Source organism: Chryseobacterium sp. GTID13, assembly GCF_056172655.1.
Genome location: NZ_JAOCMB010000007.1, coordinates 594,467 through 612,251 on the forward strand (window position 1 = coordinate 594,467; position 17,785 = coordinate 612,251).

The following is a 17,785-nucleotide window of genomic DNA, read 5'->3' on the forward strand; positions in this document are numbered from 1 at the left end:
GATTCAGTCTATTATTTATATTCGTCTCTTACTTCCGGACTGTTCTGAAAGCACACCGGTGATGAATTGGAAGAATCTTCCGGCTTAGAAAATTGATCTTTCATGACAGCATTAAACTCCTGAGACTTGTTTCTTGCAATTGAAAGTGTTTTCCAATCTTCGTTTTTGAGCATTTTCGCAATAGAAACGATCTGCCCGATATGATACGGGTAATGAGCCAGCTGCCGCAGAACAGCATCTAAAACAGAATGCGCTTCTCCTCTTATATAAATTGTGGAATATAAATTCTCTTCATTAATCTGATCAAGGGCTTCAAAAAAGCATTTCCAGCCTTTCTCCCAAAAATCTATAACTTCCTGTTGGGTTTTAAAAGTATTCACAAATTCATCATCCCTGTTTCGCCATGGCTTTTCACCGTCCTCCGTTAGAAAATTGGTCCATCTGGAAAGCATGTTCCCGGCAATATGCTTCACAATTACCGCAATAGAATTACTCTCCTCATTATACTGCCAGAAGATCTGCTCATCAGAAAGCTGTCCGAAGGCTTTGTCTCCGAGAGACTTATAATATTTAAAACGGGTTACAAAAAGTTCTTTCATATTTTTCATTTTGTGAACTAAAATTAAAGTTATTTTAACAACAAAACCACTTCTTTCGAAATGGTTCTGTCTATATAGTTTATTATTAAAAAGCTTAATCCCTGTTTTTAACCACGATCCATCCTGAATACTTGATCGGAGTGCTCAGTTTATCATTTTCATTCCAGCTTACAGAGTACCAATAGTTTCCTGTAGGTACTTTCAAGCCGCCTTTGCTGGTGCCTTCCCATTTATAACCGCTAAATTTATCCATCTGGAAAATCATGTTGCCATAACGGTCAAAAATATTCATTACAAAATTTTTCTTATTGGCTAATGCAGAATAATCAATAAAATCATTGTAGCCGTCACCATTTGGAGTAATGACATTCACTAGATTAGGAACCACAATACTGATTTCTATAGGATCACAATCATAAGAATCCTTTACAAATACTGTAGCATCACCTCTTTTGACATTATTGAATTCATTGGAATCCTGCCAGTTAATATTATCCATCGAATATTTATAAGGCGGTGTACCTCCTATTACAAATACTGTAACGGTAGTATTTGAAATTTCGATGCTGGAGACAACAGGCTGTTCGGAAGGATATACTTTTACATTCTGAACTACGGTACAATCTCCTGTTTTAAGTTTCACCCAATAGGTTCCTACTCCTACGTTTGTAATGGTCTGGGTGGTAGCTCCCGTACTCCACTCATAGCTATTAAATCCAGGTCCGGCATCCAGTGTCGTCCTGTCTTCCACACAGATAATTTTATCCTTAAGAACAGTGGAATAAACCGGAGGAATAACCACGAGTGTGATTTTAGCAATATTATAACATCCCTGTGCGTTGGAAACCCTTACATATACTACACCGTCAGGAGCCGTATAAGGTGAAGGCGTTACAATTTCATTGGTCTGATTGACCGCATCTGCTGCTGAAGGATAATATTTCTTCCCTGCGCCTGTTTGTGTGGTGACAGACGCTACCGTAAGATTAAAAGATCCTAAGGAAGGAGTAGCTTCAATAGCACAGGATCTTAATGTAGCATCAGTTACGACAACAACGGGATAAAATTTCAGTGTAATCTGTGCTACAGCAGTACATCCGAATGTAGAAATCACTTTTACATAAATCGTTGCTTCGGCAGAAGTAAATGCCGATGGGTTTGTAATTTCATTGATGCCTGCGTTCAGATCTGAAAGTGTGTTATAATATTTCTTGATTACCGTCGGATCTGAAATAACATCTGCTGTTGTCAGGTCAAATACTGCTGTTCCTGCGTTATTGTTGTTACATTGGGTCAGTGTCGCATTTTTTGCGGTGATCTTACCATCCCTGAATTTAAATGTTCCGATCTGTTTACATTGATTGAGCGGACTGTTTGGATTGGTAGGATCGGTATAGCTGATACTGTAATAATAAACAGAAGTTGTATTGACGGTTGTAGGAACAGTGATCGCATTATTTCCTGTCAATGCATCATTCTGGCTCATATGATAGCTTACGCTGAAATGGGGGTTCCCGTTTAAGATTCCTGCAGAAAGAGTAGAGAAATCAAATACGGCAGGATTTGTACAGATAATTACCTCTTTTGGATCTGCCGGATTAGCAGCCGGAACTCCCGGCGGAATGAATGGATACGGCTGTAAAGCAGGATCCGTAAACGGAGAAGCTAATGTTGCAGTTCCGCCCCATGTTAAAGAAAAAGGGGCCGTTGTACTGCTGGTACTGCTCACCCAGTTGTCAATAAACAGATAATAGGTTTGTCCGGGTAAAACATCCATGTACTTACAGTAAGGGGTAAGCGAGCCACCCAAAGCATTGGTAATCGTACTCGTCATATTTAATCCTGTAGCCGGGCCCGGCCCTATAACGGTTGCGGCGTTGCAGCGAATAGGTGATCCTAAAGCTCCACAGTTGACATTAGGACCGAAAATGGCCCAGTCATAGTCAGCATCCGGATTATTCGGAACCAGATCGAAGGTGAGTGTTCCACCGGTAGCGATCGTAATTTTATACCAGATCGAATTGTGCTCACCGGTAAAATCAATACAGCTTCCCGAATTGACCAGTTCCCTGACGTTACCGTATCCGGTCGGACTATAGGTAATATTGGAATTTCCACAGACTGCAAGAGCTGTCGCACAATCTGCCTGTGCAAAGAATATCTGGGAAATACCGAAAAAAATAACAAGTAAAAGTTTTTTCATAGATATATAGTTTTTAGTAAATGATATAAAAATCACATGATATGTGCTGATTCACAACACATACACCAAATATACCTATAATTTAACTACAAACAATAGAATTTTAAAAATATTGAATTATTACAAATAAAAACTCATAATGATTATGATATCAAACAATAAACACCAACTATTTTATACTTGTAATATTTCCACACAGGTTTTCCAGATGGAAAATTTTATGAAAAGGACTTTTCACTTGCTGGAGGTGTTCTTTGTCCTGAATAAACGTATATCTGGATGCAATGGAATTCATATCGGAAACAATGACCAGCCAGCATTCATCCACAGAAGTATCGTAATAAGGAAACTTTTCATTTTTTTTATCAATGAGTTCAAGGATTTTCTCAGAACATAGCTCATCAAAAAGATTCATGCTGTATTCATGGGTAATGAAGACATTTCTTCGGTGAAAGGATTTCCTCATCCCTTTTACACAACCCACCGGTTTATTTTTTTTGATGCTTTTACAAATACTCAGGATATTTTCTTCCTGCTGCTCTATATTATCAAATTTAATGTTCGGATAAAATTCTAAAAAATAAACACCACGATACTTCGCGGTGTCTTCCTGTTCTAATAATATTTCTGCCTGACGGAACATTTTATTTAAGGTGCTTTCTACCTTTTTCATTTCCAGATGGTTGATCACCTCGGTCAGTTCTATACCAATTTTCTTGTCGTTGAGTTTTGCGATAAAGTCAGGGCTTTCGCAGGTAAGGTCTTCAAATTTCACTTCGGGAAAGTGATGCATGAAGGAATTAAGCAGCAGAATTTCAGATTTCTTTCTATACTTTTCGCGGTCATGAAGCAGGGATTCGTCTATTTTACGGTGATACTTCTCTATCGGCTTTTTTTTCAAATGCCGGTTCATATAGTATAGGCTCAGATTCTTTATTAAATCTTCATCAGAAAATGTCTTTTTCATAAGTAATTTTTTTTAAGTAACCATAGAGCGCATGCCGCATTGGCTTTCACCGTTAGAAGTTTTTGATTTCCAAAAAATTACATAATAAAGGTAAGTAAAAAAACTATTCACAGGATACTTTTAAATTAATTTATCAAATAATTAATGTAAAGTTTATTTTCATAATCAATACCTTTAGCGTTCAAATTATAAAACTGTGACTTTTATGGATTTTAAAAACTTTAAAATACCTTACAACGTTAATCCACAATATTCTAAAAAAACCGTCTATTTTTCGATGGAATTTGCCATTGAACAGGTTTTAAAAATATATTCGGGAGGCTTGGGATTCCTTGCAGGGTCCCATATGAGAAGTGCTTATAACCTGAAACAGGACCTTATCGGGATCGGAATCCTATGGAAATTCGGTTATTACGATCAGGCAAGAAACCATGACCAGACCCTTCAGCCGGTATGGACGAGAAAAATGTACAGCTTCCTTGAAGATACGGGAATAAAATTCCAGATCGAAATCCACAGCGCACCGGTATGGGTAAAAGTATGGTACCTTGACCCTGAAATTTTCAATACGGCACCGATGTTTTTTCTTTCTACGGATGTTCCGGAAAACGATCATGTTTCCAAAACAATCTGCCACAAGCTGTATGACGCCAATGAGTCTACAAAACTGGCCCAGTATATTTTATTAGGAAAAGGAGGCGCCAAATTATTGGACGAAATGAACGCAGAAAGGGAGGTCTACCACCTGAATGAGGCACATGGCCTTCCCGCAGCCTTTTACCTTCTGAAAAAGTACAACGGTGACCTGAACAGAGTAAAAGAAAAACTGGTTTTCACCACCCATACTCCGGAAGAAGCAGGAAATGAAAAGCATAATCTGAAATTGTGTTACGATATGTCTTATTTTTCAGGTTTCAGCATGGAAGATGTGAAAAGCATTGAAGGATCGGATGATGATCGCTTCAATCACTCATTATGTGCTTTGAAAATGGCACGGATCGCAAACGGTGTATCCAAGCTGCATGGCGTGGTATCAAGGGCTATGTGGAGCAAATATCCGGGAATCTGCGAAATCACCTCCATCACCAATGCCCAGGAATTTAAATACTGGGCAGATAAACCTCTGTACAATGCCAAAGACGAAAATGACGAAACCGTTTTTGATTATCGCAAAAAGCATTTAAAGAAAAGACTATTCACCATCGTTGCGGACCAGACCGGAAACCTGTTCAACCTCAATATCTTTACTATTGTCTGGGCAAGAAGGTTCGCCGGCTACAAACGGGCAGACTTACTGCTTCATGACAAGGAAAGATTCTATAAATTACTAAACAATCCCAAATATCCGGTACAGATCATCTGGTCAGGAAAGCCCTACCCGATGGATTATTCTGCTATTTCCACGTTTAACACACTGGTGGAGGAAAGCAAGAATCATAAAAACATGGCCGTTCTTACAGGTTATGAACTTTCTTTAAGTAAATCTCTGAAACAGGGTTCTGATCTGTGGCTTAACAACCCAAGGGTACCGAGAGAAGCTTCGGGAACTTCGGGAATGACTGCTGCAATGAACGGATCTGTTAACCTTTCTACCGATGACGGATGGATTCCTGAATTTGCCAAACCGGGAGAAAATTCGTTTGTCGTTCCAAAAGCAGATTATATGAACATGAGCATCTACGAACAGGACACTTATGATCTGAACAAGCTGTACGAAATCCTTGAAAACGAGATTCTTCCTACCTACTATGACCACCCTGACCGATGGAGAAAAATCCAGTATACAGCTATGGATGATGTTCAGGAACAGTTCAACAGTGATAGAATGGCGGATGAATATTACAGGATATTGTATAATGGGCAAAAAGGCTGAGAAGCTAAAGAGCGAAAAGGCTAAGAAAACGAATAAGATGATAAGCAAATTGCTTGTGAATGTAAATAGCCAGAGAAGTTCTTTAGCTGTTTTGCAATTTCGCCCTTTAGCCTTATCGCCCTCAAAATAAAAATTCCGGGAAAATTTTCCCGGAATTTTTATTTTGAATTTAATCCTTTTTTTCTTCGGTACCTTCAGCCCTTTTTCTCTGGCTTCGGAAATACCAATGGCTACTGCCTGTTTTTTACTGGTCACTTTTTTTCCTGAAGAGGATTTCAGTTTACCCTCTTTAAATTCGTGCATGACCTTTCCTACTTTGTCCTGAGCTTTTTCTGAATATTTAGTCTTGCTCATGATAAAAATTTTTAAGATTTTGGCAGGGATACCCCTAGTTCATATACTTCAGCGTGCTTCAAATATTTTGAGCGTTCTCTGGAAGTTACCGATTCGAAATGATCGTTCTTGATCACAATAATCGGGTCTTCTGCATTTTCAATCTCGAAATTGGCCAGATACCTTTCGTCCGGTGCATCCTGGCGTATTTTTGCCTTTATTTTCTGTAATTCATCTGCGTATTTTCTGAATCCGGGATCGGAAGAATGGATAAATTTATATTCGTCGCCGGCATATACATAATAATGAAGTTTTTTTCAATGAGTCCTGCTTCATGGGTAATCTGAGGATTATCATTTCCATCTTTAAAACCTACTTCTACTAAAGTTCCTCCTTTTTTGTTTGCACATTCTTCTGCATCTTTGAAACTTGAAAATCCAGTATAAACAATCTGATCAGCTAAAACATAGCGGTTCAGTTTCTGGTTGTATGCATTCGTTTCCATAATTATTATTTTAATTTGATATATCGTTATATATTCAATTTTTTTGCCAAAACCCGCAGAAAAAAAAGCTTTTTTGTCCATTTAATAAAATTATTATCTTTGAAATCCATTAATATTAGAAATGAAAAAACTACTCTTAACTCTTACTGTAGCCGTAGCATTCCATAATGTAGCTGCTCAGGAAATTACTTTAGATAAAATATATTCAGGATATTACCGCGGAAAAGGCATTGCCGGGATTACCTCCATGAAAAACGGAGAAAATTACCTGGTCATTGAACCGGCCGGAATTGCCAAATATTCTTACAAAACTTCACAAAAAGAAGGAAATATTGTGGACGGTAAGTTCGAAAGCTATGAATTTTCTGATGATGAGTCGAAAATCCTTCTTTTAACCGAAAGCCAGCCTATTTACAGACACTCTTTTCTTGGAAAATTTGATGTGAAAGACCTAAAATCAGGTAAAACAATCAGCCTGAATGAAGGTAAAACAGTTCAGGAGCCCAGATTTTCCCCCGATGCCACGAAAGTAGCATTTATCTCTGAAAATAATTTATTCTACCAGGATCTGAGTACCGGAAAAATTACCCAGATTACCAATGATGGTAAGAAAAATTCCATTATCAACGGGCTTGCAGACTGGGTATACGAAGAAGAATTCGGACATGCAAGACAATATGAATGGACAAAGAATTCGGATGCGATTGTATTTGTAAAATCTGATGAAAGCCAGGTTCCGGAAATTTATATCCCAATCTACGGGAAAACGCTTTATCCGAAAGAAATGCGTTACAAATATCCTAAGGCAGGAGAAAAAACTCTATTGTTTCTGCGCAGCTGTACCGTCTTGACACAGGAAAAACAATGCCGATCAACCTAAGCTCTTTCAAAAATTATTATATCCCGAACGTGATCCAGACCGCAAAAGCTGACGAAATGGTTCTGGTGACTTCCGAAAGGATTCAGAATGCTTCCGATATTTTAAAGGTCAATACCAAAACCGGAGCTGTTCAGAAACTATTCACAGAAACGGATGAAAAATGGATCGATACGGACAGCCCTACCCTGGAATTCCTTGATGAAGACTCTTTCCTTTGGGCTTCTGAAAGAGACGGAAACCGCCATCTGTACTGGTACGACAAAGACGGAAAACTTAAAAAGCAGATTACTAAAGGAAACTGGGAAGTAACCGATTATTATGGATTCAATCCGAAATCTAAGGAAATCTATGTTCAGACCACTGAAAAAGGAAGCATCAACAAGGTAGTTTCCAAAGTAAATATTGAAAACGGAAAGTCCCAGCTTATTTCTAATGCGGAAGGGAACAACTCTGCCAACTTCAGCAAAAACTACAATTATTTCATTGAAACATCTTCTACCGCTGCAAGACCTTACACTTATGTTTTAAAGGACGGAAACGGTAAAACGTTAAAAGAGCTTCAAAATAATAACGACCAGCTACAGAAATTAAAAGCAGATAACTTCGCAGAAAAAGAATTCATTACTATTCCTAACGATGCAGGAGATCAGATGAATGCATGGATTATGAAGCCTAAGAATTTTGATCCTAACAAGAAATATCCTTTATTCATGTTCCAATACTCAGGACCGGGCTCACAGCAGGTTGCCAATTCATGGGACAATGGAAATGCTTTATGGTTTAATCACCTGGTGCAGAAAGGTTATATCGTTGCCTGTGTAGATGGCCGTGGAACAGGTTACAAGGGAAGTAAATTCAAGAAAGTGACCTATATGAATTTAGGAAAATATGAGATTGAAGATCAGATAACTGCAGCAAAATGGTTCGGAAAGCAATCTTACATCGACAAAACAAGAATCGGAATGTTCGGATGGAGCTTTGGGGGTTATATGACCAGCTTAGCAATGACGAAAGGAGCAGATGTTTTCAAAACCGGAATCGCTGTAGCACCGGTAACCAACTGGAGATATTATGATTCCGTATACACGGAAAGATTCATGAGAACCCCTCAGGAAAACGCTGACGGGTATGATAAAAATTCTCCGACAGAGTATGCCAATCTGTTAAAAGGCAAATTCTTACTGATCCACGGAACCGCTGATGATAATGTGCATTTCCAGAACTCTATGGAATTTTCCGAGGCTTTAATTCAAAACAAAAAACAGTTTGAGTTTATGGCTTATCCGGATAAAAACCATGGAATTTACGGCGGACAGACAAGACCACAGCTGTACCAGAAGATGACAGATTTTATCTTGAATAACTTATAATTTTTTTAAAATAAATTTTCAGAACCTCTCCATCATTGGAGAGGTTTTGTATTTATATTATTAATCATTTTCATAAAATATTATTTATTTTATCAATTAAAATTAAAAACCTATTTTTGGGAAATTTGAAAATTGATTATATGAAGACTAAACATCCTAAAGGCCTACCCTTCCTCTTTTTCACAGAAATGTGGGAGCGTTTCGGGTATTATCTGATTCTTGGAATCTTTGTTCTTTATGTCATCGAGCCTACCGGACTGAAAGGAGGACTTGGGCTTCCGGACAAAACTGCTGATGATATTTTCGGAACTTACATCGCTTTAACTTACCTGACCCCTTTCCTTGGAGGTTTTTTGGCTGACAGGGTTTTAGGATATATTAAATCTATCTATCTGGGAGGGATACTGATGGCAGCCGGCTATATAGGAATGGGTGTTTTTAAGGAACTTCCTCTTTTTTACGGTTCCCTGGCATTAATCATTATTGGAAACGGTTTCTTTAAGCCTACCATTTCCACACTTCTAGGAAACCTTTATTCTGAAGAGCCTTACAAAGCCAATAAAGACTCCGGGTATAATATTTTCTATATGGGAATCAATATCGGGGCTTTTATCTGTAACATCATCGCAGCATTTATGCGTAATAAATTCGGGTGGGGCGAAGCATTCATCACGGCCGGAGTCGGTATGCTGATTGGTATGGTCATTTTTACGATCGGAAGAAAACATTATATCCATGCCGCACAAATGAAACCTGTAGAAGAAGGAGATACCAAACTTTCTGAAATTTTAATTAAAGTTTTCGTTCCTGCCATTGCCGTAGGAACTATAGGATGGTTTATTCCAGGGAATATTTTCGGAAGCGACAGTACAGACGCCTTTATTTTTGCCTGTGTTCCTGTTATTTACTTTTATGCATCCCTTTACTTTAAGGCCAAATCGGAAGAGAAACCGGCAATCGGAGCCTTGCTTTCTGTATTTCTGATCAGTATGTTCTTCTGGGCTGTTTTCAAGCAAAATGGTACGGCTCTTACAAGATGGGCCAATTATTATACGGACAGAAGTGTTCCTGCTTCTTTGGAGAAACCTCTTGAAAATATCTATATGGTAGAAGGAAAGAGTTATGAAGACAAGGAAGTTCCTGTATACGACAACCAGTTTCAGTCTCAGAAAGACAAAGACGGAAATACCCTTAAAGAGACCGGAAAAGATGTATATTTCAAAAATATCTCCGCCGAACAACGTGCTGCCCTGGAGAAAAACCCTGAAACTAAAGTTTATTTATACAATACGGAATTATTCCAGTCCATCAATCCTTTTTGGGTAATTGCCTTAACACCGGTTATTGTAGGATTCTGGGCTTTATTAAGAAGGAAAGGTAAAGAGCCTCTAACGCCTACAAAAATTGTTTTAGGACTGTTTATCTCAGGATTATCATGCCTTGTAATGGTTCTTGCCGTAATGGCCGGGGATAATGGCGCTGTAAAAGTTTCACCGTTATGGCTTGTAGCAGGATATGGAGTCATTACTATTGGAGAATTATGCCTTTCGCCAATGGGTCTCTCTTTGTTTCCAAGCTTTCACCGGCAAGAATTACAGCTTTGATGATGGGAGGTTTCTTTCTTGCCAACTCGGTAGGAAATAAGCTTTCAGGAATCCTGGCTAGTACGTGGTACAGCTATGACAACAAAATGAATTACTTCCTTGTTAATTTCGCTTTGTTAATATTTGCTACCCTTTTAGGGCTGTCTATGTTAAAAAGATTAAACAAGATCATGAAAGAAAAAGGTCATTAATTCTTATTTATCATAAAGAATATCAGGCTGCAGAATCATTCTGCAGCTTTTTTATTTAAATATAAAATTAAAACCTTGCCAAAAACCCAAAAAAAACTATATTTGTCAGTCTTAACAAAAATTAACAATAGAATGGATAATACTGAAGCATTAAGTCCGAAACCGGATGAATTTGTAGAGAACAAGAATTCAAGGCATCCAAAAGGATTGTGGGTTCTTTTCGGAACAGAAATGTGGGAGCGTTTCAACTTTTATGGGATGAGAGCACTTTTAACGCTCTTTATGGTAAATTCCTTATTGATAAAAGAAGCGGATGCGGCAATCATTTACGGTGGATTTTTAGCTTTGTGTTATTTAACGCCTCTTTTGGGAGGTTTTATTGCAGATAAATATATCGGAAACAGAAATGCCATCTTAATCGGTGGATCTTTAATGGCTATTGGCCAGTTTCTGTTGTTTATCAGTGCTTCTACTTTCTCTGCCGATCTTGGCAGCTCCAAAATGATTATGTGGCTGGCTTTATTCGTTATCATCTTCGGTAATGGATTTTTCAAACCTAATATTTCATCAATGGTGGGAAGCCTTTATCCTAAGCAGGAAAAATCCAAATTAGATTCTGCTTTCACCATTTTCTATATGGGGATCAATATCGGAGCATTCCTTGGACAATTTATCTGTCCATACGTAGGAGACGTGAAAGATGCTGCCACAGGAGTAAGAGATATTTTTGCTTTCAAATGGGGATTCTTAGCAGCTTCAATTGCAATGATCATTGGAACAGTAACATTCTTTATCCTTAAGAATAAATATGTGGTAACGCCTGAAGGAAGACCTATCGGTGGATTGCCAAAAAACAATACAAGTGAAGATTTTGAAGAAGGCGAAACACAGACCGCTAAATTCTCCGGAACATCTTTAGGAATTACAGGGCTGATCTTCGTAGTCTTATTCTTTGCTTTCAGATATCTGCTTGTAGGAGAATTCGGATTCAATTCCGTAGAAATGGGGCAATTAATCAAAGGAATTATTTATCCTTTCATTTATGCAGCCGGTATTTCCCTGGCATTCCTGATCATGACTTCTGCAGAAAATAAAGTGGAAAGACAGAGAATCTGGGTAATTTATATCGTATCCTTCTTTATTATTTTCTTCTGGGCAGCCTTCGAACAGGCAGGATCTTCATTAACCTTCATCGCGGATAACCAGACAGACAGAAACATCTTCGGCTGGAATATGCCGCCTTCAATGGTTCAGATCTTCAATGGTATTTTCGTAGTTCTGTTAGCAGTTCCGTTCAGTTTGACATGGGATAAGCTTAGAGCAAAAGGAAAAGAGCCCGTATCGCCTTTCAAACAGGCAATGGGTCTTGCGTTAATTGCTCTTTCATACTTTATCATTGCACATAATGTAAAAGATCTTGGAAATTCAGGATTATTGGCTATCAAATGGTTAATGCTCCTATACTTTATCCAGACTTGTGGTGAGCTTTGCTTATCTCCAATCGGTCTTTCACTGGTTGGTAAACTGGCTCCAAAAAGATTTGCATCATTATTATACGGTGTTTTCTTCATTTCCAATGCTGCGGGTTATGCCCTTGCAGGTTCATTGGGAGCTCTTATTCCTGCAACGGGGGATAAGTTTAAAAAAGCAGAAGAAATCGGAGTTAATCTTCAGGATGTTTTAGATAAAAAAGTAACCCTTACTGCTGATCAGACGGCAGCATTTGAGAAAGCTCAGTTGCCGTTGCACAATCCTACATTCGCAGGATTTGAGATCCACAATCTATTTGAATTCTTTATGGTATTCGTAGTACTTTGTGGTATTGCATCTGTAATTTTGGCGTTCCTTTCTCCAATCTTAAAGAAAATGATGCACGGTGTGAAATAACCGCATCAATAAATATAATAAAACCTCTGCCAAGTCAGAGGTTTTTTTATTTTCGTATGATGGAAATTTCCGAAGATTCTTTATTCCAGTCCGTAAAGGAAATCATTAGGCAGTCGCGCGAAAAAGTATTTCGGATCGCGAATTCTACTTTATTGCTTACTTACTGGCAGATAGGAAAACTGATCGTGGAAGATGAACAGCAGGGAAAAGAACGTGCAGAATACGGAAAGCAAACCTTGAAAAATCTTTCTAAAAAACTTTCCCTGGAATTTGGAAAGGGTTTTGACTATACCAACCTTTCCAATATGCGTAAGTTTTATAATGCTTTCCCAATTGTTGACACATTGTCTCTACAATTGAGCTGGTCTCATTACAGATTACTTTCCGCACAGGAAGATAAATCAAAAAGAAGCTATTATCTCAATGAAGCTGTACAAAACAACTGGAACGTAAGAGATCTGAAAAGACAGATCAACTCACTTGCTTACGAAAGAGTTCTGGAACACAAGAAATCTCCGGCGGAAAACATCCACAGCTTATTAAAAGATCCCTATATCTTCGAATTTTTAGGTTTAACAGCGGACCAAAAAATATCAGAAAAAGAAATTGAAACTGCCATCATTGATCATATTCAGAAATTCCTTCTGGAATTCGGGAAAGGATTCGCTTTTGTAGCCAGGCAGCAGCATATTTCCACAGATACTTCAGACTTTTATATAGATCTTGTTTTTTACAATTATATTTTAAAATGTTTTGTCATTATCGACCTTAAAACCGGCGAACTCTCCCATCAGGACATCGGGCAGATCGATATGTACGTAAGAATGTATGATGATCTGAAACGTGGCGAAGGCGATAATCCTACCATTGGAATTCTACTCTGTTCAGAAAAAGACGAAACCATCGTTAAGTATTCCGTTCTGAATGACAAAAATAACCTCTTTGCCAGCAAATACCTTCTTTACCTACCAAAAGAAGAGGAATTAAAAGAAATCATAGATCAGGACAGAATCCGTTTTGAACTGGATCAGAACAACAATAAACAACCCTAATTAAATTATATCATACCCAATTATGAGCTTAACTCTAGAAGAAATACAAAATTTTAAAGGAAAATACCCTAAACAGATCTGGAGCCTGTTTTTCTCTGAAATGTGGGAACGCTTCTGTTTCTACGGAATGCGAGGAATGCTGGTTTTCTTTATGATCTCACAGCTAAATTTCCATGAAAAAGAAGCTAACCTTCAGTATGGTGCTACCCAGGCATTTGTATATGCCTTTACTTTCGTTGGTGGTCTTTTTGCCGATAAAATCCTTGGATTCAGAAAATCCCTCTTCTGGGGAGGACTTCTGATGATCGTCGGAAGTTTGATCCTGGCAACCGATCCACACAAATTCTTTTTCTTAGGAATTGCATTTACTGTAGTAGGAACAGGATTCTTCAAACCTAATATCTCATCCATGGTCGGACAGCTTTATAAGCCTAACGATTCACGTGCTGATGCCGGATTCTCTCTTTTTATGCAGGAATTAACCTTGGTGCCTTGCTTGGCGGATATTTATGTATTGCTATTGGAAAAGGAGAAGTATTGAGTCATATTATTCCGGAAGGAATGAGATGGAATATTGCCTTCGGACTGGCAGCAATAGTAATGGTAATCAGCCTCATCAACTTTATTTTCACTCAGAGAACACTGGGAACCATTGGTCTTCAGCCGGGACATCCTATGGCAGAAGTAAAATCTGCACCGATCCCGAAATGGAAAGAGTATGGGGTATATGTATTATCCCTCATTTTTGTTCCGATTATTATGACGATGGTAGCCAAAACAGAATATACCGATTATTTTATGTGGACCATCGGTCCTTTGACATTGATCTATCTGTTCTATGAAATGTCCAAGGTAACCTCATCGGAGCGCAAAAAACTTTGGGCAGCTTTAGTTTTCATCATTTTCTCTATTTTATTCTGGGGAATTTATGAACAAAGCGGGGGCTCGTTAAGTATTTTCGCGGCTAAAAACCTTAATAAAGATCTTTTCGGACTAGACCCCAATGGAGTAAATAATTCAGGAGGAGCATTTTTCATTATTTTCCTTGCTCCGGTTATCGGACTGCTTTGGATTTGGCTGAATAAAAGAAAAATTGAACCTAATACTATCGTTAAATTCGGTTTAGGATTTATCTTTCTTGGAATTGGTTATTATGTTTTATTTGCAACCAGGCTTTTTGCCGATCTTCAAGGGATAACATCACTGAACTTCTTCACACTGGCCCTATTGATTATTACTCTTGGAGAACTTTGTCTTTCCCCGATCGGGTTATCGATTATGACAAAGCTTTCCACCAAAAACCTACAGGGAATGATGATGGGAATGTGGTTCCTGGCTTCAGCTTACGGGCAATATGTCGCAGGGATTATAGGCGCTGGACTTGCCACTGCCAAAGAGGGATCTACCAATTATGATGCTTTGATCACTTACACCGATGGATATAAACAATTGGGATTGTATGCGGTAATTGCCGGCGTGGTATTAATTTTGATATCTCCGTTCGTGAAAAAATTAATGCAGGATGTAAAATAACGTAAGCAGATTATGCTTATTTTTATGTTAAATATCAAATTATGAAAAAAATTATAAGCATAATACTCTTATTTTTAGTTAGCTTCAGTTTTGCTCAGGTAAAATGGATGACCATTGAAGAAGCCTTAAAAGCCCAGAAAGAAAATCCGAAAAAAATTCTGATCGACTTTTATGCAGACTGGTGCGGTCCGTGTAAGATTATGGATAAAAAAACATATGGTCATGAAATCATTGCCCAGATCTTAAATGAAAGTTATTATCCCGTAAAGTTTAATGCTGAAGAAAAAAATCCATTGATGTTTTTGGAAGAACATTTTCCAATGACAATACCGAGCATAAAAAAGGAAGAAATTCACTGCACGAATTCACTCAGTATATGAACGTTGGTGCAGTTCCGAGTACGGTATTCCTGGATGAAACTGGCGGTCCCATCACTATCCTTCAGGGAGAATTATCTGCCAGGGAACTCGAACCCTATTTAGAATTCATCTCTAAAGATATGTTTAAAAAGATCCGTTCCAGAGAACAATGGGAAGATTATCAGAAGAAATTCAAATCTAAAATAAAAGATTAAACCTTACAGCGGCTTTCCAATGGGAAGCCGTTTTTTATTTTATTTTGGAGAAAAATTTTAATCTTAGGCCTATTTTCCCGAAATTAGGGCTCATTTTTAAAATGACTTTAGAAACTTCTATAGAATATGTAAAAGGAATTGGTCCTGACAGAGCCAAACTCATCAAAAGTGTGTTGGGCCTTTCCACTGTTGAAGACCTTCTGAACTTCTACCCTATCCGTTATCTGGATAAAAATAAAGTATACAAAATTTCCCAGCTTGAGGAAAGTGCTATTGAGGTACAGCTTAAAGGAAGAATTACACAGGTTCAGGAAGTGCAGACCGGGAAGACAAAAAGGCTTTCTGCAAAATTTAATGACGATACAGGAACAATGGATCTGGTATGGTTCCAGTACTCAAAATGGCTGAAAGAACAGATTCCGGTGAACCGTGAAGTTTATATTTTCGGGAAGATCAATGTTTTTAACCGGCAGTTTTCCATGCCTCATCCTGAAATTGAAGCTGAAGAGAATAAAGAAAATGACAGCCGCCTGAAACCTATCTATCCCAGTTCCGAAAAGCTTACCAAAAGAGGTTTGAATCAGAGGTTTTTCCAGAATGTTTTAAGAAATATCTGCAAAGAGATTCCCAATCTTATTGAGGAGAATTTCCCAGAATATATGATCAAAGCTTTTAAGTTTTTATCCCGGCAGCATACTTTTCTGAATATGCATTTCCCAAAGGATATGGAGCATTTTGAAAAAGCTGATAACAGGCTGAAATTTGAGGAATCCTTCTTTTTCCAGCTGGGTTATGCCCTCAAAAAGCTTCATCATAAAAGCCATTCACCTGGAAATCCGTTTCCTGTTGTAGGGGATCATTTTAACGACTTTTACAATCATCATATTCCTTTTGACCTTACCAATGCACAAAAAGGGTTTTAAAGGAGATCCGTCTGGATATGAAAAGACCCATCCAGATGAACAGGCTTCTTCAGGGAGATGTAGGATCCGGGAAAACGATGGTCGCTTTGCTTACGATGCTGATTGCTATGGATAATGGTTTTCAAAGCTGTATGATGGCTCCCACTGAAATTCTGGCCCAGCAGCATTACAACGGAATTAAAGATCTTTTAACGAAAACAGGTATTAATGTGCGGCTGCTGACAGGTTCTACCAAAACTTCGGAAAGAAAAATCATTCATGAAGAGCTGGAAAACGGAACCCTTTCTATTTTAGTTGGAACACATGCTGTTCTGGAAGATAAGGTAAAATTTAAAAACCTTGGACTGGCTATTATTGATGAACAGCACAGGTTTGGTGTAGCACAGAGGGCAAAATTATGGGCTAAAAATAAAATTCCTCCGCATATTCTGGTGATGACCGCAACTCCTATCCCCAGGACGCTGGCCATGAGTTTTTACTCTGACCTGGATGTTTCTGTGATCGATGAAATGCCTGTGGGAAGAAAGCCCATCATCACAGCTCACAGACGCGAGAAAGACAGAACTTATGTGTATAATTTCTGTAGGGACGAGATCAGAAAGGGAAGACAGGTTTATTTCGTTTATCCATTGATCGAGGAATCGGAAACGCTGGATTATAAAAACCTGATGGAAGGTCTGGATCATGTGATGAATGCATTCTCCGACTACAATGTTACGATGCTTCACGGAAAGATGAAACCTGCTGAAAAGGATGCTGCAATGAATTATTTTGCTTCCGGAAAAGCAGAAATTATGGTGGCAACTACGGTTATTGAAGTAGGTGTCAATGTTCCCAATGCTTCTGTAATGGTTATAGAAAGTTCGGAAAGATTCGGGCTTTCTCAGCTTCACCAGCTGCGGGGCCGTGTGGGAAGGGGTGCAGAACAAAGTTATTGTATTCTTATGACCTCAGACAAATTATCGAAAGAAAGCAGGACCCGTATCAGGACTATGACAGAAACCAATGACGGCTTCAAGATTTCTGAAGTTGATATGCAGCTCCGGGGTCCGGGAGATATTTTAGGCACTCAGCAGAGCGGAGTTGTAGACTTTAAAAGACTCGATCTTGTGAATGATTCCGCCATTATCAAAACGACAAAAAATACGGTTGATAAAATCCTGGAAGCAGATCCGCATCTGACCAGGCCGGACAATCTGATTATTAAAAATTACTATCTGAAATACTACAGGGGAAAGAATAAATGGAGTAAAATTTCATAAAAAAACCGCGTAAAGAAAAAATCTTTCCG

At 38.4% G+C, this 17,785-nt stretch carries 9 protein-coding genes and 5 pseudogenes; 9 read left to right on the plus strand and 5 right to left on the minus strand.

All coding sequences use genetic code 11. The features are described 5' to 3' along the window. Positions 1-11 precede the first annotated feature (11 nt). The 3 genes from N4G44_RS22095 to N4G44_RS22105 form a co-directional block, all read right to left on the minus strand. Positions 12-599 (minus strand): DUF1572 domain-containing protein, encoded by a 588-nt coding sequence (locus N4G44_RS22095; protein WP_474929935.1) that lies wholly within the window; start codon positions 597-599, stop codon positions 12-14. Between the two features lie 94 nt (positions 600-693). Then, the gene (locus N4G44_RS22100) at positions 694-2,802 is read right to left on the minus strand and encodes a T9SS type B sorting domain-containing protein (protein ID WP_474929936.1); all 2,109 of its coding nucleotides are present in this window, start codon (positions 2,800-2,802) and stop codon (positions 694-696) included. Between the two features lie 169 nt (positions 2,803-2,971). Next, positions 2,972-3,769 carry a hypothetical protein gene (locus N4G44_RS22105; RefSeq protein WP_048503033.1) on the minus strand — a complete coding sequence of 266 codons (798 nt, stop codon included), beginning with the start codon at positions 3,767-3,769 and terminating at the stop codon, positions 2,972-2,974. A gap of 205 nt (positions 3,770-3,974) precedes the next feature. On the opposite strand from N4G44_RS22105, the gene glgP reads away from it, so the two are divergent. Then, complete coding sequence (gene glgP / locus N4G44_RS22110) at positions 3,975-5,642, plus strand: alpha-glucan family phosphorylase (RefSeq protein ID WP_474929937.1); 1,668 nt, start codon at positions 3,975-3,977, stop codon at positions 5,640-5,642. Positions 5,643-5,831: 189 nt separating this feature from the next. On the opposite strand, the pseudogene N4G44_RS22115 reads toward glgP, so the two are convergent. Further along, positions 5,832-5,996 (minus strand): annotated as a pseudogene (locus tag N4G44_RS22115) (DUF6496 domain-containing protein); the annotation flags it as partial. Between the two features lie 196 nt (positions 5,997-6,192). Further along, entirely contained in the window at positions 6,193-6,480 is a 288-nt protein-coding gene (locus tag N4G44_RS22120) for a hypothetical protein (RefSeq protein WP_474929938.1), read from the minus strand. A gap of 121 nt (positions 6,481-6,601) precedes the next feature. Between N4G44_RS22120 and N4G44_RS22125 the strand changes: the two are divergent. From N4G44_RS22125 to recG, 8 genes and pseudogenes are all read left to right on the plus strand, one after another. Further along, a pseudogene (locus N4G44_RS22125) lies at positions 6,602-8,730 on the plus strand (S9 family peptidase). Positions 8,731-8,870: 140 nt separating this feature from the next. After that, positions 8,871-10,525, plus strand: a pseudogene (locus tag N4G44_RS22130) (peptide MFS transporter). Positions 10,526-10,657: 132 nt separating this feature from the next. Then, entirely contained in the window at positions 10,658-12,412 is a 1,755-nt protein-coding gene (locus tag N4G44_RS22135; RefSeq protein ID WP_474929939.1) for a peptide MFS transporter, read from the plus strand. Positions 12,413-12,468: 56 nt separating this feature from the next. After that, complete coding sequence (locus tag N4G44_RS22140) at positions 12,469-13,464, plus strand: PDDEXK nuclease domain-containing protein (RefSeq protein WP_474929940.1); 996 nt, start codon at positions 12,469-12,471, stop codon at positions 13,462-13,464. 22 nt (positions 13,465-13,486) lie between these two features. Then, a pseudogene (locus N4G44_RS22145) lies at positions 13,487-14,997 on the plus strand (peptide MFS transporter). A gap of 41 nt (positions 14,998-15,038) precedes the next feature. After that, positions 15,039-15,377, plus strand: a complete 339-nt coding sequence (locus N4G44_RS22150; RefSeq protein WP_474929941.1) for a thioredoxin family protein — start codon at positions 15,039-15,041, stop codon at positions 15,375-15,377. Continuing rightward, on the plus strand, positions 15,374-15,571 hold the full coding sequence (locus tag N4G44_RS22155; RefSeq protein ID WP_474929942.1) for a hypothetical protein: 198 nt from the start codon (positions 15,374-15,376) through the stop codon (positions 15,569-15,571). The genes N4G44_RS22150 and N4G44_RS22155 overlap by 4 nt, the downstream gene beginning before the upstream one ends. Positions 15,572-15,672: 101 nt before the next feature. Next, positions 15,673-17,756, plus strand: a pseudogene (gene recG / locus N4G44_RS22160) (ATP-dependent DNA helicase RecG). Positions 17,757-17,785 lie beyond the last annotated feature (29 nt).

What these genes read in the sequence shown, in the direction of transcription:
- N4G44_RS22095 (WP_474929935.1), bottom strand. Translation starts at nt 599, where the DNA reads ATGAAAGAACTTTTTGTAACCCGTTTTAAATATTATAAGTCTCTCGGA.
- N4G44_RS22100 (WP_474929936.1), bottom strand. Translation starts at nt 2,802, where the DNA reads ATGAAAAAACTTTTACTTGTTATTTTTTTCGGTATTTCCCAGATATTC.
- N4G44_RS22105 (WP_048503033.1), bottom strand. Translation starts at nt 3,769, where the DNA reads ATGAAAAAGACATTTTCTGATGAAGATTTAATAAAGAATCTGAGCCTA.
- glgP (WP_474929937.1), top strand. Translation starts at nt 3,975, where the DNA reads ATGGATTTTAAAAACTTTAAAATACCTTACAACGTTAATCCACAATAT.
- N4G44_RS22120 (WP_474929938.1), bottom strand. Translation starts at nt 6,480, where the DNA reads ATGGAAACGAATGCATACAACCAGAAACTGAACCGCTATGTTTTAGCT.
- N4G44_RS22135 (WP_474929939.1), top strand. Translation starts at nt 10,658, where the DNA reads ATGGATAATACTGAAGCATTAAGTCCGAAACCGGATGAATTTGTAGAG.
- N4G44_RS22140 (WP_474929940.1), top strand. Translation starts at nt 12,469, where the DNA reads ATGATGGAAATTTCCGAAGATTCTTTATTCCAGTCCGTAAAGGAAATC.
- N4G44_RS22150 (WP_474929941.1), top strand. Translation starts at nt 15,039, where the DNA reads ATGAAAAAAATTATAAGCATAATACTCTTATTTTTAGTTAGCTTCAGT.
- N4G44_RS22155 (WP_474929942.1), top strand. Translation starts at nt 15,374, where the DNA reads ATGAACGTTGGTGCAGTTCCGAGTACGGTATTCCTGGATGAAACTGGC.